This is a genomic window from Mesorhizobium sp. M0998 (genome assembly GCF_040318885.1).
Classification (GTDB): Bacteria; Pseudomonadota; Alphaproteobacteria; order Rhizobiales; family Rhizobiaceae; genus Mesorhizobium.
Genome location: NZ_JAMYND010000001.1, coordinates 346,278 through 365,495, shown reverse-complemented (window position 1 = coordinate 365,495; position 19,218 = coordinate 346,278). Strand labels below are relative to the sequence as shown.

Below are 19,218 nucleotides of genomic sequence, written 5' to 3'. Positions count from 1 at the left end.
GGTTCTCGACGGAGTTGTTTGAGCGCTACCAGCGTTCGGAGAAGGCATTGGTGTCGGCGCTGGTCGAGATGTACGTGCAGGGCGTCTCGACCCGCAAGATGAAGGCGGTGACGGAGGAACTGTGCGGCCACTCTTTCTCGGCCTCGACGGTGAGCGAGGCGACGATGCGGCTGGATGAGGCGCTCAAGGCGTTCTTCACGCAGCGGCTCGAGGAAAGCTATCCGTATCTCATCTTGGACGCGCGCTATGAACGGGCTCGCGAGGCGGGCGTGATCGCCAGCCAGGCGGTGCTGGTGGCGATCGGCGTGGATTGGGAGGGCCGGCGCCAGGTTCTGGGCGTGGAGCTGGCCAACCGGGAGAGCCATTCGAGCTGGCGCGAGTTCGTGACGGGGCTCAAGAATCGCGGGCTCGCCGGCGTCGAGTTCGTCGTCTCCGACGACCATCCGGGGCTCAGGGCGGCAATCCGCGAAGTGCTGCCCGAAGCGGTCTGGCAGCGCTGCTACGTGCACTTCCTCAGAAACGCGCTCGACTACGTGCCGCGCAAGGTCGACGACGATTGCCTGATGGAGCTCAGATGGTTCTACGACCGGCGCGACCTTGCCGAGGTCAAACGCGACCTGGCGCAGTGGATCGCCAAATGGCAGGCCAAATACCCGAAGCTGGTCAACTGGGTGGAAGATAACATCGAGGAGACGCTGAGCTTCTATCGGCTGCCGCTAGCTCACCACAAGCACATGAAGTCGACGAACATGCTGGAGCGGCTGAACCAGGAGATCAAGCGGCGCACCCTGGTCGTTCGCATCTTCCCCAACCCGCGGAGCTGTCTGCGGCTGGTTCGGGCGCTGGCGGTGGAGATCCACGAGAACTGGCTCGAGGCGACCCGCTATCTCAACATGGATCATCTGCGCGAGCACAAGAAGGAGAGCCTGAGGGCCTTGGCCGCCTGAGCACCGTCATGTGTCCGCCGCTCCGCTAAACACGGGGGCTGCGCGGCGGACACGCCGACGTCACCGCAATGCCACGCCATTTTGCAGAACTTGACGCACACAACTGACGGCGCTTCGTTTTCTTCCCCTGGCCGTACCACCCCACCCGGCACACCTGGCGGGGACCCCGGTTTGCGTCCATTCCTCGCGGCCCAAGAAAGTCTCGCGGCGCCGTCTTCCACTTCGTTTCAGCCACTTTGGGTGCGGCCCGATCGTCCCCGGTCTCAAGACCACCATCGAGGCCGCGATAGGCGCGGCCCGAGAAACAGAAGGAACCATCACAATGGCGACGATCGGCACATTCTCCCGCACCGCGAACGGCTTCTCCGGCTCAGTCAAAACCCTGAACCTCAACGTCAAGTCGGTGACGTTCACGCCAGCCGAAGGCGACAATGAAAAAGGTCCGGACTTCCGCATTTTCGCCGGCGCCATCGAGTTCGGGGCGGCATGGAAGAAGACCTCGCGCGAGGGCCGCGACTATCACTCGGTCAAGCTCGACGATCCGAGCTTCCCCGCTCCGATCTATGCGAGCCTGGTCGAGACCGAGGGCGAGTTCTCGCTCATCTGGTCCCGCCGCGCCGGCGAGTGATCTGAGCTAACACAAAGCCCCGCGCAAGGCGGGGCTTCGCCATGTTCAGGTTCGCCACTGACCTCTATCTGGTGCAGCACGCTATGCTTTGACGGGTGTCTTGCGCGCCTTCTTCACCGGCGACTTGACTGCCCTTGCGGCTGTTGTCGCTGCTGCCGCGCGAGCAGCTCGTTTTGGTTTTTCTGCCGCAGCTGTTTCTGGCGCTGCCGCCTTGCGTCCCAGGCCTATTGATTTCGCCAGGGCCGAGCGGGTGGCCGCGTAGTTCGGCGCTACCATCGGATAGTCGGAGGGCAGGTTCCATTTCTGCCGGTATTCGTCCGGACTCAGATTGTAATGCGTTCCGATATGCCGCTTCAAGGATTTGAACTTTTTCCCGTCTTCCAGGCATATGATGAAATCAGGTGACACTGACTTCTTGATCGACACCGCCGGCTCCAGCTTGGCTGCGGTCGCAGCCACAGGTCTGCCGATCCCTTGCAAAGCGACATAGACATCCCCGATCAACTTCGACAACTCGCCGACCGGCAGCGGATTGTTCGAAACGTAGGCGGAAACGATGTCGGCGGTGATTGATACGAGATCAGCCTGGTCGCTTGGGTCTGGAGAAACGGTCATCGAGTTTTCCTCTTGTCTGACGGCTCTAATAGCGCGCGTTGAAACGGATGGGCTGTTTATTGCCAATCAGGCAAATAATTCGTTGTTCCACAACAAACCTCATTCGTCGCAAATATCAAGCCGGCAAGCTTTCGCTTCCATCGTTCTGCCCGGCTGCGGACAGAGTTGCTGATAAACCGGTGAAAGCTGCTGCACCGCAGATCGAGCGATGAACATGCGCGTACAATCTTTATCCTCTCGGCACTTGGCGGCGCGGTCCTCCTCGCGGCGGCGGCGGTGAATTGGAGCTTTGGGCGCAATTCATCTGGAACGCGTCGGCGACGTTCAAGTTGCCTGAACCTGTTCGGGCCAACGGGTCCGGCAGGCACATTTCGGGCGGCGTGGCGCTACATCTAAACCGCGCCTGGGTATAGTCGAGGATCTCGCTAATGCTCTCGCAGATGCTGGGCAGGGTGCCGCCGCAACAACGCGCGGCGGATGATCGGGCAGCGGCCCGCGCTTTGGTTGCGCTTTTCCGGGTTCGCTACGGCGCGGAGTGATGTTCGCGCCTTCGCTGATATCGCGTTCGATGTGGTCGGGGTCCATTGCGCTCGGAATCCGAGAAGGGATCCATCTTTCAGCTGCTCCTGGATCAGTATGGCGAGCCCGTCGAGCCTCTTGACGGTCGGTATGACCGAGCGCCAGATGCATCTTCACACCCGCCGCAACGACGATCATGATGCGTTCTCCCTTACCGCGAGATGCCGCTTGACTGCATCCGCATTGCTGCCGACGGACGCAAAGACGCGCCGCCCGTTGTCCAGTCGGACTGCCACCATGCCGTCCGGCGGCCGCACGAGATTGCACAGGGGAGCCGTCGCCGGCGTTCGTTTTTTCGCCCCATGGATGAGCGCAACAGTTGCCAATTGCGGCGTCTTGCGAGCGGTCAGGCCGAAACTCGACACGCCAGCGGAAGGCCGTGCTGGTGGCGACTCCATGGCGGCGGCAACCTCCGCCACTGACACCAGGCTTCTCCGTCTCCTGCACAATCGCCTGCTTCTGCGCGTCGCTGAAGCGGCGCCGGTCCGACCGCCCGTCAACCCGCAGTCTCAAGCGATTGGCGCCGCACGCAATCAGCGCTGCTTAATTGAGCCCGGGCACTCGGATGCAACAGAGATCGCCAGTCCAGTTCGAATTCGAATTCCTCAAGACGAGCGCGCCATTTGCGCAGCGCATGGGGGCGAAAGCCCGAGCGCCACGGCATATTCGGCAGGCCCCAATCCGCTCCAGTTCATCGCCTCCACATGCATGCCCCAGAACGCCTGCAGAGCAAATCGGATCGTGTCCGTACGCACGCTGTAGCAGTAGCGGCGCGGGCTCTTGCGTCGCTTCGGCGGCCCTTTCTTGCCCCGCTTTTGCGGCTTTCCCCGCGCAATTTCCGCAGATATTCCGCACGTTTGCGCCGATCTTCCGCGCTCACCGGATGACGCACCCACAGCTTGAAAGTCGTCATCGAAAGCTTGCGCCGGCGGCAATATTCCTCCACCTCAAAACGGCCCCCGATACCAGGTCGCGACATGCGTCGACCAGTACGAGTTGTCGGCCTTGTCCCAGGAACGTCGAGGCACCGCCGAAGATCCTCCTCGATAAGAAGGAACCCCACACGTTGCGAGATTGCACTAGGTGTGCAGGATCCGGACGGTTACAGAGTGCGGAGAGGGACAGCAAGATAAAGCGAGCTGGCGCTCGCCTCGCTTCGCTCGTAAGTGCTTGTCTGCACATTGTTTTTCCTGCCCGTGCCGACCTCAGGCAGAATGACGTGAGGTGCGGGGCTGACAGGCTATGGCTATGCTGTTGATCCGAAACGCAAAACTATCGTGCCGCAGCGATGTGCGATCCGCCATTCTTCGCCGCAGCAAGTCTCTGCGCGCCGTAGCACGCTCTGCGCTCCGGCCATCTTGAAGCACCAAATCCGACTGCCGATGCTGTCGGCATGGCAGATCGTGACAGCGACCAATTCCAGGTTCGCACCGGCCGGACGCGCCGCGGCAGCGCGCCGATCAATCTGCGCACGCTGCCCTTCGTGCGCCAGGTCGAGATTGCCATCCGCAAGCAAGGCGGCAACCCCAATCGCATCGGCGCAAGCAGGAGCGCCGGAAAGGGGAGTGGCCGCTTCAATGCCCGCGGCCGCGGCGGCAAGGTGGTGGCCGGGTTGCCAAGGGACGGTGGCGGGTGGCGGCAGGACGAGCGCGGCGTCCGTTTTCGTTCCCGCCGCGTCGTGGTGAAGGCGCGCGTCGTCAAGCTGCCGGCGCGAGGGAAGGCGAGCGGGCGCGGCCAAAAGTTCGTGACGACGAGCAAGGCCGTCGATGCGCATCTGCGCTATCTCCAGCGCGACGGCGTCACCAGGGACGGCGAGAAGGGCAGGGTGTACTCGGCCTTCGACGACGAGGCCGACGGCAAGGCCTTCGTCGAGCGCGGGCGCGGCGACCGGCATCAGTTCCGCTTCATCGTCGCGCCGGAGGATGCCGCCGAGATGGAAGACCTGCGCTCCTTCACCCGCGATCTCATGCGACAGATGGAGACCGACCTCAGCACGCGCCTCGACTGGATCGCTGTCGACCATCACAACACCGGTCATCCGCATACCCACGTCCTGGTGCGCGGCATCACCGATGACGGCAAGATCCTGAACATCGCCGGCGACTACATCGCCCATGGCATTCGTCACCGGGCAAGCGAGCTGGTGGAACGGGAACTCGGGCTGCAAAGCGAGCTCGAGGTCGCCCGCAAGCTGGCCAACGAGGTCGGCGCCGAACGGCTGACGCGGCTCGACCGCATGCTGATCGCCGAACAGCAGGAGCACGATCTGGTCGATCTCCGTCCCAATGCCAGCGACAGCTACACCGTTTCCAGCAATCGCTATCTGCTGATCGATCGGGCAAAGAAGCTGGAGCACTTCGGCCTGGCGAGCGAGATGGAGCCCGGCCGGTGGGTCATCTCCGACAGGACCGAAAACGTGCTGCGGGCGCTTGGCGAGCGCAACGACATTATCAAGAGCATGCACCGGGCGCTGGAGGAGCACGGCCTCGCCGATGAACGGGGCGCGGCGCAATATGTCATGCACCGGCAGACCATCACCGAGCCGGTCGTCGGCCGCGTGCTCGCCAAGGGTCTTGCGGGTGATGAGATGAGCGACAAGCTGTCGCTGGTCGTCGACGGCGTCGATGGGCGCACGCACTATGTCGAGACTGCCGATGCGGCAAAGCTCGACGACATTCAGCGCGGCCATATCGTGGCGCTCGATCCGATCCTGCCGAAGGGGGAGCCACGTGCGGCCGACCGCAACATCAGTGTCGTGGCGGGCGAGGATGGCATCTATCGTCCGAGCAGACACCTGGAGGCGATCCGCGAGACGTTTTTGGAGCAGGGCAAGGACCCGGACGCCTTCGTCCGTTTCCATGTCCGCCGTCTCGAAGCGCTGCGCCGGGCCGGCCATGTCGAACGCATCGACGACGACCACTGGCGCGTTCCAAATGACCTGTCCGAGCGCGGCATCGCTTACGATGGCCACAACCGCGGCAAGGACTTCTCCGTCCGCGTGGTCTCGACCTTCGATCTTGACGCGCAGATCGGCAGCGACGGCGCCACCTGGCTCGACCGGGAGCTCACGGCCAGGACCCCCGTCTCGCTGGTCCGGTCAGGTTTTGGTCTCGACGTGGACAACGCGCTCGACAGACGGGCTGCCCAGCTCGTCAGCATGGGGCATGCCGAACGCGACGCGACCAGCGGCACCATCACCTTCTCGCGCGACCTTGTAGCCACGCTGGAGCGCCACGAGGTCACGCGCGTCGGCAAGGAAATGGCCGCTGCCCGCGGCCTCACCTTCGAGCCCGTCGAGCCCGGCAACAATATCAGCGGCACGCTGCTTGGCTCGGTCCGTCTTGCCAGCGGGCGCTTCGCCATGCTGGACGATGGTCTCGGCTTTCAACTGGTGCCCTGGCAGCCGATGCTCGAGAAGCGCATCGGCCAGCACATCACCGGCGCCGTGCAAAGCAGCGGCGGCATCGACTGGAGCTTCGGCAGAAAACGCGGGGTCGGAATCGGGATGTGAGGAATGCTCGCGCCGCAAAATGCGCAGGTGGGGCGAGAGCCGTAATTCAGATCTGCCGGAGAATGAACTGTGTCTCGACCGCGCGTGCGTCGATTGTTCCCAACTTGGGCACTCACTCGTATCAGGTCTCCCGCGACGACCCACAAACGCGCCGCTCCATAGGGCGGACACATCTGCGCCACTTTCCCTGTCCCTGTACGCCTTTGCGAAAGGGAGCCGGTCCATACAAAAGGATCACAGTTTGCCTTTTGCATCGTCTGATCGACGCGCCAGGCGAACGCCAGCACCGCCGCCGTTTTCCGGGATGAATTCGACACCGGCAGCTTCTAATGCTGCAGTTAGCGCCTCTAGAGTGGTCTGCCTCGAAGCCGTTTGGGCATTCTCAATTCTGACGAGCGTGCGAACGTTTATCCCGGATGCGTTGGCCAGATCCTCTCTCGTCCAGTCAATTAAGGCTCTCGCTGCACGAAGCTGGTGGGCCGATATGTCCTTTTTCATGACATTCTTCTTGTTTAAAGTCACAAAAAGTGACATATCAGGAGGGCAACAGAGGCGGCCGCACGAGGTGCTGGTAACACCCTGAGCGGCCTGACCACCACCCAAGCTGATTGGAGCTCGGATCATGGCTGATTCCGACAATACCACGACTCTGCCGTTCGTCACCCGCAGGAGAGTGCTTGCGGGAACAGTGGCGGCAACCACCGCGTGGACCCTTGAAGGGAACGCGTTTGCTGGCGAGGCCGGGATGACGAATGTGCCCCCCGACCCAGCGCTGGCGCTTTGGCGGGAATGGGAGACAACCCACAAGCTGACCGAGCGGCTTTGCCGCAAGCAGCAGCGCCTGGAGACGAGGCTTGTCTCGAACGTCGGCTTTCCTTGCGCAACCGTGTGCCTGCCCGAGGGTGAGGATGTGACGGTCCACTCGATCGAGGCGCTCAATGAAGTGCTCGGCAAGCGCCCGGACACAGCGGATCTCCGGGAAAAGGCCGAAGCTGACCTCGCGGCGCATAAGGCACGCTGGGACACGGCTGCGGAGGAGGGCGGCTATGCTGCGGCCCTTCGAGCTGAGCGCGAGGCTGCCAATCGGGCGCAGGATCTGATGCAAGCGCTCTCAACGACGCCTGCCACGAGTGTCGCTGGCGTGGCGGGCAAGCTCGATGCCGTGTTGCGCGAGGGTGAGGCCTGGGTGGAATGCTCCGAGTTTCCCTGGCCGCAAATCCGTTCGGCGCTCAGCGATCTGGTACGGATCGCCCAGCAGACGACTGACGACGAACCGCCCGCACCTGGCGGGCTGGCACCCGTCTCCGCGAGAAACGGCTTAAGAGCCGGTTGGCCTCGTAACGGCGGCTTGCTTGACTGAGATACGCGGCTGATCTCTTCCGGTCGAGTGGCTGCGCGGAAATAAGCCACCCATTTTCATGACTTACGTCGTGGCAGGCCATTTTGTTTTGGGACGCAATTCTCGGGGAGCGGCTGTCTTTTGCAGAATTGGGGATCGGTGAAATCCAACTCTTCGACTGAGCCGGTGATCAAGCCCCAACTGCGCTGCCGATCGATCGGGACTTCATAAAAGTCGTCGCCGCCATGCTTGAAAGCCTCATCCTCCAGCGCGACGGCTACGCCCATTTCCCGGAGATATTGCTTCTTCTCCAGGTGAGCATTGGCTAGAACTTTGGCAACCCTCTTGGCGGACTTTATTTGAGTGAAGGTCCTGTCGCCATTTGAGTACAGGACGGCTTGTCCCTTGTGGACCGCGATAAAGTTGCGGTCGCTGTTGAGCCTTTTGACGCCACCAGCAAGGAACAAGGGGCAGGCAGACAGGCAGTTGGCTTCTTCGAATCGACCTTGGCCGTCAATCTCTGGCATCGTGCGACAGACCGAGGCTTTGTCTTTGCAAACTACCGGTGAAGTCCCAATAGCGATTGTCAGCTTGTTCTTTCTCGCGATCCTGCCGAGTTCCTGGGCGGACTGACGGTCACCACCGTTCGATGCCAAGACGATGGGCAGGTGAACTGCGCCGAGGCTCTTCAGCAGCTTGCGCAAAGCCGATGGGGACGAGGTTTCAATCGAACCTGCAGCGTAGATCCACGCAGGGCAGGTTGGTTCACATGCGGGGTCCGAGTTCCGGATCACCTGGAAGGTCATGACAGTATCCGGGCCCATGCCAGTGCCGGCATCTTCGGCAGTGCTGCAAAAAAGGCCACAGTCAAGAGCACAGCACGGCAGAGAGATCGAAAGAAAAGCAAAGCCGCCCCCCGGAAGCATTGTTAGAGAGCAATGAGGTGAACGTTGCACGATGTCAACTCGGTCGATTTATCCGTCGCTCGCGCGCCGTTTTTCCGAGCCAAAGGAAGCTGTGATTGCGGCGGCATATATGCCGGCGCTGACATTCGTGTCGCCCGCCTCGACCCGTTGCAGGGTCGAGCGCGAGGTAAAGGCGCGCTCGCCACCAGCGCCATTGGGAGCCGCCGCCGGGCATCGTGGATATTCGCTCCCAGCCTGTGCAGGGCGTCTGACCGCGGCCGGAGGATTGTTGGGAGTGGGCATTGACACCTTTGCACTACTGATTACGCCTTAAGACTCTTGAGATGGACATTCTCGCAAACGGCTACCGATCCGCGCGTTGTCGATCCTCCGCAGAGCGCAGGCTGCGGTCAGGAGCCACCATTCCGGATACGTCGGCCGCCTCCTTCACCTTGCGCTCCCGCTCCTGCGGCGGCACCCCAGCGATCTTCAGTGCGAAGCCCCCTATTCTCGGCCAAGCTCATATGCGGATAGGCCGCATAGGAATGGAACACCATGGCCAGCCCACGCGCGGACGGGTCGATGTCGTTGGCGCGCACGCCGTCGATCATGAGGTCGCCTGCGCTGATCCTTTCCAGCCCGGCGATCATGCGCGGCAGCGTGGACTTCCCTCAACCGGACGGGTCGACGAAGACGATGAATTCGCGGTCCTCGACGTCGAGGTCGATGCCCTTGATGATCTCGGCGGCTCCATAGGATTTGCGCGCGCCGCGCAGCTTGAGCTCAGCCTTGGCTTGCCTCCCTGGCGCCGGTTGTCGTCTCCTCGTTCTGCACCATCGCCAGCGCCGTGCCGGGCTCGCCCTCCCATAGGATCAGGCTCGCCGCGCCGACTAGGCCCGCCCGGTCGCCAAGTTCGGCCGGAACGATCGGCACGTCGCGATAGGCTTGCATGGCGCGGTGCTCGACGGTCGCCCTGATGGTCGGTGCCAGGAGGTCGAAGCCGTTGGAAAGGCCGCCGCCCATGACGATCAGGTCGGGCGAGTAGAGATGCAGGAGGTTGGTGAAGCCGATGCCCAGCCACCGCGCCTCGGCCTCGACCAGTGGGCGAGCCGCCACATCACCCGCCCGCGCGGCCTCGACGACGTGTCGCGCCGAGACGTCGCCATTGTTGGACAGCCGCCGGAGCAGCGAGCCGTCGCCCGGCGCGGTCAGCCGTGTCGCCCGGCGTCCGAGCGCCGTACCGGAGGCGACCGCCTCGAAGCAGCCGACGGCGCCGCAGAAGCAGCGGTCGCCTTCGCCGGTGATGGTCATGTGGCCGATCTCGGCCGCCAGCCCGCGCCTGCCGTGATAGATGTGGCCGTCGGCGATGACGCCGCCGCCAATGCCGGTCGACACGGTCACGAATACCAGCGATCCGGTGCCGCGGCCGGCGCCGAAGCGCCATTCGCCGAGGGCCGCCGCATTGGCGTCGTTCTCCAGCCGCACCGGCAGGCCGAACTGCCGGCTGAGGATGTCGATCAGCGGCACATTGTGCCAGCCGGCCAGGGTCGGCGGCCCGATGACGATGCCCGCCTTGGGATCGAGCGGCCCCGGCGCGCACATGCCGATGCCGACCACCTTTGCCCGCGGATGCTCCGCCAGCAGGGTGCCTGCCAGCGCGATGATCTGGCCGATCACCGCCTCCGATCCCCCGCCTGCCATCGTCGGTGCCGAAACCCGGGCGATGACATCACCGCTGCGTTCGACGAGCGCGCCGCGCAGCTCCGTGCCGCCGAGATCGAAGGCAAGCGCAAGCGTGCTCATCAGGCGGCGACCTTCAGTCCGTGCAGCCAGGCCATGCGCTGCGCAAGGTCGGGATCGCCGAAGGCAAGCGAGCCCAGCACAACCGTCTCGGCGCCGGCGGCGCGCAGCAGCGGCACTGTCTCGTGGCGGATGCCGCCATCGGCGGCAAGCACGATGTCGGCCTCACGGCCGGCCTTCCGCATCAGCGCGCGTGCCTCGATCAGGCGCGGGCAGGCCTGATCGGACAGGCTCTGCCCTTTGACGCCGATGGAGGTGCCGAGCAGCGTCACGAACGCCACTTCAGGCAGGAAAGGCGTGACGACGCTGACAGGCGTTTCCAGCCTGAGCACCACGCCGGCTTCGGCGCCAAGCTCATGCGCCAGCCGCACGGCGCGAAGCCCCGCTTCACCATTCTCGGCATGCACGCTGATCAGGTCGGCGCCGGCCTCGATGAACTGCCGCGTCTGCTCCTCGACGATTTCGGCCTCGACCATCAGATGAACATGGATCGGCCTGGTCGTCAGCTTGGCGATTCGTGCCACCAGATCCGGAAAGAACAGGAAGCCGGGGGTGAAGCGGGCGTCGGCGACGTCGATGTGATGCAGGTCGACGTAAAAGTCTATGCGCTTCAGGTCGCGCTCCATGTTGGCCAGGTCGGCCGACCACAGGGAAAACTCGCCGAGCAGCCGGTTGCGCGGCAAGGCAGCGATGGCAGCACGGCCGGACAGGGATTTGCTCGTCATGACGCAACAAGGCTCCGGATGTTGAAGTGGGCGTGAAGGAAAGTGGTGATCTCGGCCTGCAGCTCGGCGAAATGCCTTTTGCCGTCGAGCGCCTTGGCAGCGATTTCCACAAAGGCCGCGCCGGGGATGGCATCCGCAAGTGTATGCGCGGCCGATAGTGGATGCACTGCATCCACAGTATTGCCGATGACCAGCACTGGAATGCCAAGGGTGGCGGCGTCGCTTGCCGAGACCTCAGGCCCATCGGCAGCGATATCGGCCAGGACTTGCGCAAACAATGCTGCATCCGGTCGGTCGAAATAACCGAACAGCGAGGCGAGATTGTCTGGTGCCTCGCTCTGGAGGCGCGCGGCGACTTCAGACCGCGAGAAGATCGTCCTGGCCTTGTCGGGGCCATGATCGAGGATGAGGCCGGCGACGTCGGCGATCGGCTGCAGGTTCACTGGCGCGCGTTCGAACGTCCAGGCCGGCCGCACAAGCATCAGGCCGACGACGCGGTCCGGACAACGGCAGGCAAGGTGTAACGTAATCCCGGCGCCCATGGACACGCCGCCAGCGACGAAACGGTCGAGGCCGGCCTGATCGGCGGCGGCCAGAACATCGTCCGCAAACATCGCCATTGAAAACGGTCGGCGGCTGCCCAGATCGGAGTCACCGTGTCCGCGGCATTCCAACGTGATGCGCCGGCAGCCGGCGTCGATGGGGAAAGCCTGCGCGACCTGTGCCTCGCCGCCGCCCAGCCCGTGCTGGAAGACGACGGCAAGCCCGTCGCCCTCATCGGAAATCCGCAGCGTGGCATCGTCGCGAAACAAGGTGGTCGGGCGCGCCATCAGACCAGCCCCTTCAGGAACCGGGCAACGCTTGGCGCTTCATCGGCCGAAAGCCCATGCGTGACCAGCGGCCCGTCAAAGCCTGATACTTTGAGCCGGGCGACGAAATCGGCAAAGTCGACGACGCCGCGGCCGGCGGTGGCGAAGCGGCCGTCGGCGAAACGGTCCTTGGCGTGGGCCATGGCGACGTGGCCTGCCGTGCGTTCGACCGCTGCGGCAACGATGGCGCGCGCCTCCTCGGCATTCACTCTTTCGAACAGGTTTGCCGGATCGAGCACGACACGCAGCCGTTTCGAGCCCATCTCTGCGATAAGGCGCACCGCGTCCAATGCCGAAGTGACGATGTTGGCCTGTTCGGGTTCGATGCCGAGGTCGACACCGTGACGCTCGGCCAGAGCAAGTGCCTTTTCCATCTCGCTTGCCATATCGGCCCAGGCCGAGGGATCGGCATTGCCAGGGTCATGCGCCCACTGGTCGTCGGCGTTGCGCGTTCCCGTGCACAGGGTGACGAGTGGAACCGAAAGCGCTGCCGCTGCCTCGATGACCGCGCCAAGACGTCGCAGGCCGTCGTCGCGCACTGCCTGGTCCGGATGCGCCATGTTGTAGGTGCCGGACAGCGCCGCCAAAGCGACGCCGGAGGCACCGGACGCAGCCGCAATAGTGCTGATGGCGTCATCCGGCACCGCATCCGGCATCGACGGAAGGCCGGCACAGGCAAGGTTGAACTGGGTGACGGCAAATCCCGCGTTGCGCACTGCGGCCAGCACGCCGGCCGGCTCGCTGCCCGGGAAGGTCTTGGCGAACACCCCGATCTGCATCAGACCGCTCCCGTCACGCTGGCGATCTCGACGCGTTCGCCGCTCTCGACCGAGCGCGCGATCGCCACCATGGCGCGGATCGAGGCGAGCCCGTCGTCGACATTGGCGCCGCGCATCGGCTTGCCGTCGAGCACCGTCTCAGCGAGGCTTTCGAGCTGGCGGCGGAAGAAATGGCCGTCAGCGCCGAGCGGCTTTCGCGAGGTGGCGTCCTTCTCGTGAAAAATGTCGACTTCACTCGCCCGGAAGTACCAGGGATTGAAGGTCTTCGCGATCACCGAGCCGTTCTCGCCATAGAGCTGGAAACCTTCGTGCCAGTCCATGCGCACGGCGACGGTGAGGTCGAGATGGCCGAGCGCGCCATTGGCGAACTCGGTCTCGACGAACCAGCAATAGGCGCCGAATTTCTCGTTGAGGCGGGCGCGCACGGCGGTGATCTCGCCGCACAGGAAGCGCGCCGTATCGACGAGGTGCGAGCCATGCGCCAGCATGAAATATTGCCTGAGATCGGCCTTCGGATTGCCGGCCGGCTTCCTCGCCAGCTTGCTGGTGATGGGCAGAGGTTGGATCGCGTCGGTGTTGGTGTAGCGATGGGTTGAGTCACAGTACCAGGCCTTCAGCGCCAGGATCTCGCCCATCTCGTCGCGCACGAAGTCACGCGCTGCCTCGAGCGCCGGATCGAAGCGCTTCATATGCCCGACCTGCAGCACCTTGCCGGAACGCCTGACCGCATCGGCCAGCTTATGGCCTTCCTCGACCGAGACGCCGATCGGCTTTTCGCAGAGAACGTGCTTGCCCGCCTCGAGCGCCTTGATCGACATCGGCACGTGATAGGCGTCCGAGGTGGCGACGATCACCGCTTCCAGCGCAGGGTCGGCGAGCATCGCGTCATAGTCGCCATACATCTTCTGCGGCTCGTAGGTCGCGCCCATACGCGCGAGCAGATCGGGTGCTGCGTCGCAGATCGCGTAGAGATCGGCATTGCTCGCCTTCACGCAGGATTCCAGATGCGCGAATTGCGCGATCGGCCCGCAGCCGAGCACACCGACACGAAGGCGACGGTCTTTCTTGCGGATCATCGCCTCAGGCTCCGTAGCCGCGCATGGTCTGGCGGTTGGTCTTGACCGCGCCGGCCGGATCGGCGGCGGCGGTTTCGGATTCCTCCTCCAGCACCAGCCAGCCGTTGAAGTTGGGCGCCGCGCTAGTGATCTCTATCACTTTCGCCGTGTCGCAGACGCCCTTGCCGAGCATCGCCCAGGTGCCGCTCGCATCGACATCCTTCAGGTGCACGTAGCGGATGCGATCGCGATAGGTGGTGAGCGTGTCGGCCATGTCCTTGTGGCCGCGCAAAATATGGCCCGTGTCCGGCACCCAGCCGACCAGCGAGGCATCGAGCAGCCCGAAGATGCGGTCGTAATCGGCGCGGTCGTAGAGCAGCGTGTTGTGGTGCGAGCTCGGATGCACCGCGACCTGGACGCCGACCTTGCGGCCGAGTTCACCAGCCTTGTTGTAGACCTCGGCCGCAATGGCGAACTTGTCGTCGCGCGGACCGTCCGACACGACGGTGGCCGAGCCCATGGAGACCAGCGCGCCCGGAAAGGCGGCGGCGAAATCGATCCAGCGCTTGGCGGTCTCGAGGTCGGCGCCGATCTTCTCCTTGAGTGTGAAGCCGCTGTCCGAACCGAAGGCGAAGGAGACCAGCGTCAGGCCGGATGTCTTCAGCGCCGCAGCGAACTCCGCCGGCTTGCCGGCATAGCGGCCGATCATCGTGTCGGTGATCTCGATGCCGGCATAGCCGCCATCGGCGATCGCTTTGAGCAGGTCGTCGGGGCCGCCGGCAAAACGGTCTCCGAGCATTTCCCAGGTGAAGGTCTGGCAGCCGACTTTGAGGTCTTTCACGTTCATCCTTTCATTCCTTGATTCCACCTGCGAAGGCCCTTCGATGATGTGGCGCTGGAAGAACGGCTCCAGCACGATCAGCGGCGCTGTGACGACGCTTGAGGCCGCGGCGATATCGCCTGCCAGCAGAGAATGTCCAATCCATCGATTTCGATGCGCGGCCTACTCCATCAGTTCTCCGGGGGGGACATCCTACTTGACCGAGCCCGCGGTCATGCCGGCGAGGAAGAACCTCTGGGCAACGAGGTAGATGAGCAAGAGTGGTAGCGAGCCGAGCACGCTCATCGCCATCATCTGGTTCCATTCGAAGGCGTGCTGCCCCATCAACAGCTGGATGCCGATCGGGACGGTGCGCATGGACGTTGACTTCGTCAGCGTCAGCGCAAACAGAAATTCGTTCCAGCACAACAGGAAGGTGTAGACCGACGTCGCCACGATACCAGGCAGTGAAATCGGGACGATCACCCGCCAGAGTGCGGTCCAGCTGCTGCCGCCGTCGACAGCCACCGCTTCATCGAGATCGCGGGGCAAGGTGTTCAGATATCCCGTCATCAGCAGGATCGCGTAGGGCAGCGTAAACACCAGGTAAGTCAGGATCAGTGCAACGTAGGTGTCGAAGATGCCATACGAGACGACAAGCCCGAAGAAGGGGATCAAAAGCGTGATCGGCGGGATCGTCTGCGTGCTGATGATGAGTGTGTTGAGGCTGCCCTTGCCGCGGAAATTGAAACGGCTGAAGCCATAGGCCGCCAGCAAGGCGATCAGCACCGTCAGCACGGTCACCGCTCCGGCCACGAAGTAGCTGTTGAAGAAGAAGCGCAGCTTTACCGGGTCGCCAAGGATGGCCGCATACGCTTCCAGCGTGAAGGCCTTCGGCAGGACGGTTGGTGGCAGGGCAAAGATTTCGGTATTCGACTTGAACGAGCTGCTCAGCATCCAGTAGATCGGGAAGGCCGCGAAAAAGAGCCCTGCGGCAAGCGCGACATGCAGCGCGACGGTGATCAGCCGGTCTTTCGGCGTGTGCCTTTTCCTCATGGTGACTACCGAGCCTTTTGATAGCGGATGTAGAACAGCGTCAGGCCGAGGGAGATCAGCAGGATGACCACGGCGCTCGCAGACGCCTGCGACAGATTGTAGCTCGAAAACGCCAGCTTGTACGTGTAGGTGCTGAGGACCTCGGTCGAGTAAATCGGACCGCCGCCCGTCGTTATCCAGATCAATGGAAAGACCTGCATGGTCCAGATGAAATCCAGCAGTGAGATGCTGATGATGATCGGCATCAGCTGCGGGATCGTGATGAAGATCAGTTTCTGGTAGGCCTTCGCCCCGTCGATATCGGCGGCCTCGTAGAAATCCTTGGGAATGCCCTGCAGGCCTGCGAGGAGGCTGACCATGAAAAGCGGATAGCCCGCCCAGATGTTGGCGAAGGTGACGGCGTGCAGCGCGGTCTCGGGCGAGGAAAACCATTCGACCTTAGAACCGATGATGCCGATTTGCATGAGAATGCTATTCACGACACCGTTCGGCTCAAGCAGGAGGCGCCAGATCACGGCGATAATCACTGCGGTGAACAGCCAGGGCAGTATGTAGAGCACGCGCAGGATATTGCGCAGCGTCGGATTGATGCGCTCGCTGTTCAGCATGAGCGCGAAGGCCATGCCGATGGTCATGTGGAAAATGACACTCATGCATGTGAAGTAGAGCGTGTGCCACAGCGAAGCCCAGAACACGGGGTCGTCGAAGATCGCCTGGTAGTGTTTCAGTCCGGCAAAGGACGGGTCACGACGCAGCACCGCGCTGTTCTGGAACGAGTAGGCAATCACCGTCACCATCGGCAGCAGCATCAGAAGCCCGATTATGAGCAGCGAGGGCGACAGATAGAGGTAGGGTGCGACCGCTCGTTTCAGCTTGTGATGGGAGCGCTTTTGCCGGGTCATGTGCCAACCTTGGGATACGCCTTCAGCGAGAAGGTAAGCTTCGGAAACAGGTCCATCTCAAATTGCCGATCCGTTGTTGCCGGGTGGCCTGCCCGAGTCAGGCCACCCGGTCGAACATAGCAAACGGGAACAGGCCGATCAGAATTTCGCCATCCAGCCCTTCTGAGCGGTGGCTGCAGCTTGTTCCGGAGACTGCTCGCCGGCGAGCATCTTCTGGGCTTGAACGTCGAACTGGGTCATCAGGTCTTCAGCCACCGGCAGGCCCGTGAACTCATTGGCGAGATAACCGGTCTTGAAGATTTCGAAAGCCTTGCCGAAAGCTTTGTCCGAGGTCACGAAATCGGGTTTGGCTTTGACGTTGCCCGGGAAGGCGTTTGCAAGCGACACGAGCTTGGCGTTCACCTTTTCACTCATCAGATATTGGACGAGTTTCCAGGCTTCCTCCTGATGTTTCGAGGCAGCAGAGATGCCGATGCCCCAAGAGGCATAGGGAAGGCCGCGCTTGCCGGTGTAGTTTTCTACGACCGGGACCGGGATGAGGTCGAAGTTCAGCTTGGGGTTGCGTTTGCGGATGAGGTTCACATGCGCGAGCGAGTCGATCATCATCCCGACGCGGTCGTTGACGAATTCCTCGACCTTTTCCTGCTCGGTCTTGGTGGCGATGCCGGGCGAGATGGTGCCGGCGTCGTTGAGTGATTTGACGAAGGTGAGCATATCCACCACCGGCTTGCCCTCGAGAGCGGGCTTGCCGTTCGCCATCATCGACTGACCCGAAGCCCAAACCCAAGACATCATGTCGTTCTGGACGCCGGATGGCGTTTGCAGCGACAGGGGCAACACCCAGCCATACTGGTTCTTTTCGGCGTGCGTCATCTTCTTGGCGGCTTCGAGAAACTCCGCGCGGGTCGACGGCAGCTTGGTCACGCCTGCCTGGGCGGCGAGGTCCAAATTCACGAAGACCGGATAAACGAAGGAGGCCACGGGAAACATCACCGCCTTGCCGTCCACCTTGATGATGTCCGCGACCTGGCTCTTGTCGAAACCACTCGCATCCATCATCGGATTCATGTCGGCGAGTGCGTTCTGCGCATTCAGATTGTTCACCCAGGCGCCGTCGAGACCGACGACGTCGCTGAGCGTTCCGGTTGCGGCACCCACCGAGATCTGGTCTCGCGTGGTCGCGTAGGGGCCGCTGACCAATGTCACCTTGATTCCGGGGTTTGCGGCCTCGAAGTCATCCATGATTGCCCTGAGCGAGCCAGCCGGCAATTCAGGCTCCCACCATTGGGTGAATTCCAGCGTCGTGTCCGCCATGGCGCTGGTTGCGCCAAGCAACCATGCGGCCGCGGCTATTTTCAGCATCGCGGATTGCATCCGAAACATCATGTTCTCCTCCTTCTACAAGATCGACCGCACAATGCGGACGATCGTCTGGTTTATTCAGAAGCCTTCTTGCGAGTATCTTTCGCAGGCGCCTCCCTCTCGCCTGCGGTCTGCTGCAGATCTTCAGATCGCTAGATGCGTCTCAGGATCGAAGAAGTGGAACTTGGCCTCATCCACGGCCAACCGGATTTCCGAGTCGGAGTGGATGGCGCTGGCCGGTTCGAATCTCGCCACCGCGTTCGATGCCAGGCCAAAATCCTCCGCTGCGTCCGGATCGCCGGAGTCCACCCGGACCGCGTCGATGTTCAGGTGGACGATATGTTCAGAGCCGAGCTCTTCGATCGAAGTCACCTTTGCGGGTATCGTCTGATAATTGCGGCCGGATTCGAGGCCGCTGTCATAAAGATCCTCGGGCCGTATGCCGAACACGATCTTGCGCCCCTCATAGGACCTCAGAGCGGGCCTGCCGACGAAAGCTGCATCCTGCAATCGGATGGCGAAGTCGCGAAAACCGAGCTCGCCGCCCTTTAGGGTCGCTTCGAAAAGGTTCATCGACGGAGAACCGATGAAGCCGGCGACGAAGGCATTCACCGGCGACTCGTACAGTCTCTTGGGTGTGTCGACCTGCTGCAGCACGCCGCCCTTCAACACCGCGACCCTGTCGCCCATCGTCATCGCTTCGATTTGGTCGTGGGTCACGTATATGGTCGTTACGCCGAGCTGCTTTTGCAGGCTGGTGATTTCGGCGCGCATTTGAACACGCAGTTTAGCATCCAGGTTGGAAAGGGGTTCGTCCATGAGAAAGGCGGCCGGCTCGCGCACCATGGCGCGGCCCATGGCAACCCGTTGGCGCTGTCCGCCTGACAGGTTCGCGGGTTTGCTGTCCAGCAAAGACGTCAGTTGAAGGGTTTTGGCGATCTCGTCCACGCGCTTCTTGCGCTCGGCCTTCGGCTTGCCTGCCAGCCGCATCGAAAAGGCGATGTTTTCGAACACCGTCATATGCGGGTAGAGCGCGTAGCTCTGGAAGACCATCGCGATGTCGCGGTCCTTGGGCGGCATGTCGACGACGTCGACTCCGCCGATCCGAAGGCTGCCGCTGGTGATGTCCTCCAATCCCGCGATCATTCGCAACGCGGTGGATTTGCCGCAGCCGGACGGCCCGACGAGAATCAAGAACTCGCCGTCCTCGACCGATAGGTTCAATTGGTCGATTGCGCGAAAATTGTTCCCGTAAGTTTTGCAGATATTCTCTAGAATGACTTCTGCCATCTTCCTCCCTCCACAAGTATAAGCCAATGATTCTTA

18 protein-coding genes and 2 pseudogenes are annotated in these 19,218 nt (G+C 62.6%); 4 read left to right on the top strand and 16 right to left on the bottom strand.

Features of this window, described 5'->3' with window-relative positions; translation table 11 throughout:
- Positions 1-947, top strand: a 947-nt coding sequence (locus NKH59_RS01810) for an IS256 family transposase (protein WP_353020697.1), incomplete at its 5' end; no start/stop codon positions are given.
- Between the two features lie 322 nt (positions 948-1,269).
- Entirely contained in the window at positions 1,270-1,575 is a 306-nt protein-coding gene (locus tag NKH59_RS01805) for a DUF736 domain-containing protein (protein ID WP_352542838.1), read from the top strand.
- A gap of 81 nt (positions 1,576-1,656) precedes the next feature.
- Here NKH59_RS01805 and NKH59_RS01800 read toward each other — a convergent pair whose 3' ends face one another.
- Together NKH59_RS01800 and NKH59_RS01795 are read right to left on the bottom strand one after the other, a co-directional pair.
- Positions 1,657-2,190 (bottom strand): Ros/MucR family transcriptional regulator, encoded by a 534-nt coding sequence (locus NKH59_RS01800; RefSeq protein ID WP_352542837.1) that lies wholly within the window; start codon positions 2,188-2,190, stop codon positions 1,657-1,659.
- A 324-nt stretch (positions 2,191-2,514) separates the two neighbouring features.
- Positions 2,515-3,282 (bottom strand): transposase, encoded by a 768-nt coding sequence (locus tag NKH59_RS01795; RefSeq protein WP_352542836.1) that lies wholly within the window; start codon positions 3,280-3,282, stop codon positions 2,515-2,517.
- An 880-nt stretch (positions 3,283-4,162) separates the two neighbouring features.
- Here NKH59_RS01795 and NKH59_RS01790 point away from each other — a divergent pair.
- The gene (locus NKH59_RS01790) at positions 4,163-6,280 is read left to right on the top strand and encodes a DUF3363 domain-containing protein (protein WP_353020695.1); all 2,118 of its coding nucleotides are present in this window, start codon (positions 4,163-4,165) and stop codon (positions 6,278-6,280) included.
- A 234-nt stretch (positions 6,281-6,514) separates the two neighbouring features.
- Here NKH59_RS01790 and NKH59_RS01785 read toward each other — a convergent pair whose 3' ends face one another.
- Complete coding sequence (locus tag NKH59_RS01785) at positions 6,515-6,778, bottom strand: helix-turn-helix domain-containing protein (protein ID WP_352922508.1); 264 nt, start codon at positions 6,776-6,778, stop codon at positions 6,515-6,517.
- A 124-nt stretch (positions 6,779-6,902) separates the two neighbouring features.
- Here NKH59_RS01785 and NKH59_RS01780 point away from each other — a divergent pair, with 124 nt between their 5' ends.
- Positions 6,903-7,640, top strand: a complete 738-nt coding sequence (locus NKH59_RS01780; protein WP_352980490.1) for a hypothetical protein — start codon at positions 6,903-6,905, stop codon at positions 7,638-7,640.
- 56 nt (positions 7,641-7,696) lie between these two features.
- Here NKH59_RS01780 and NKH59_RS01775 read toward each other — a convergent pair whose 3' ends face one another.
- From NKH59_RS01775 to NKH59_RS01715, 13 genes and pseudogenes are all read right to left on the bottom strand, one after another.
- Complete coding sequence (locus NKH59_RS01775) at positions 7,697-8,425, bottom strand: hypothetical protein (RefSeq protein WP_352616336.1); 729 nt, start codon at positions 8,423-8,425, stop codon at positions 7,697-7,699.
- Positions 8,426-8,632: 207 nt separating this feature from the next.
- A pseudogene (locus NKH59_RS01770) lies at positions 8,633-8,827 on the bottom strand (hypothetical protein); the annotation flags it as partial.
- Positions 8,828-8,954: 127 nt separating this feature from the next.
- Positions 8,955-9,300, bottom strand: a pseudogene (locus NKH59_RS01765) (ATP-binding cassette domain-containing protein); the annotation flags it as partial.
- A 7-nt stretch (positions 9,301-9,307) separates the two neighbouring features.
- A complete protein-coding gene (locus NKH59_RS01760; RefSeq protein ID WP_353020693.1) occupies positions 9,308-10,327 on the bottom strand; it encodes an ROK family protein in 1,020 nt (339 codons plus the stop codon).
- Positions 10,327-11,049, bottom strand: coding sequence for a ribulose-phosphate 3-epimerase (locus NKH59_RS01755; protein ID WP_352542663.1), 723 nt, complete (start codon positions 11,047-11,049; stop codon positions 10,327-10,329). Before NKH59_RS01755 ends, NKH59_RS01760 begins: the two co-directional genes overlap by 1 nt.
- Positions 11,046-11,879, bottom strand: coding sequence for an alpha/beta fold hydrolase (locus tag NKH59_RS01750; RefSeq protein ID WP_352542662.1), 834 nt, complete (start codon positions 11,877-11,879; stop codon positions 11,046-11,048). Before NKH59_RS01750 ends, NKH59_RS01755 begins: the two co-directional genes overlap by 4 nt.
- Positions 11,879-12,697 (bottom strand): sugar phosphate isomerase/epimerase family protein, encoded by an 819-nt coding sequence (locus NKH59_RS01745; RefSeq protein WP_352542661.1) that lies wholly within the window; start codon positions 12,695-12,697, stop codon positions 11,879-11,881. The genes NKH59_RS01750 and NKH59_RS01745 overlap by 1 nt, the downstream gene beginning before the upstream one ends.
- Positions 12,697-13,773: a Gfo/Idh/MocA family protein gene (locus NKH59_RS01740; protein WP_352542660.1), complete on the bottom strand. Its 1,077-nt coding sequence runs from the start codon at positions 13,771-13,773 to the stop codon at positions 12,697-12,699. The genes NKH59_RS01745 and NKH59_RS01740 overlap by 1 nt, the downstream gene beginning before the upstream one ends.
- A gap of 4 nt (positions 13,774-13,777) precedes the next feature.
- On the bottom strand, positions 13,778-14,599 hold the full coding sequence (locus tag NKH59_RS01735; protein WP_352542659.1) for a sugar phosphate isomerase/epimerase family protein: 822 nt from the start codon (positions 14,597-14,599) through the stop codon (positions 13,778-13,780).
- A gap of 186 nt (positions 14,600-14,785) precedes the next feature.
- Positions 14,786-15,628: a carbohydrate ABC transporter permease gene (locus tag NKH59_RS01730; protein ID WP_192254565.1), complete on the bottom strand. Its 843-nt coding sequence runs from the start codon at positions 15,626-15,628 to the stop codon at positions 14,786-14,788.
- A gap of 5 nt (positions 15,629-15,633) precedes the next feature.
- Complete coding sequence (locus NKH59_RS01725) at positions 15,634-16,530, bottom strand: carbohydrate ABC transporter permease (RefSeq protein ID WP_352501412.1); 897 nt, start codon at positions 16,528-16,530, stop codon at positions 15,634-15,636.
- A gap of 138 nt (positions 16,531-16,668) precedes the next feature.
- Positions 16,669-17,916 (bottom strand): ABC transporter substrate-binding protein, encoded by a 1,248-nt coding sequence (locus NKH59_RS01720; protein WP_352980489.1) that lies wholly within the window; start codon positions 17,914-17,916, stop codon positions 16,669-16,671.
- Between the two features lie 120 nt (positions 17,917-18,036).
- Positions 18,037-19,182 carry an ABC transporter ATP-binding protein gene (locus NKH59_RS01715; protein WP_352980488.1) on the bottom strand — a complete coding sequence of 382 codons (1,146 nt, stop codon included), beginning with the start codon at positions 19,180-19,182 and terminating at the stop codon, positions 18,037-18,039.
- Positions 19,183-19,218 lie beyond the last annotated feature (36 nt).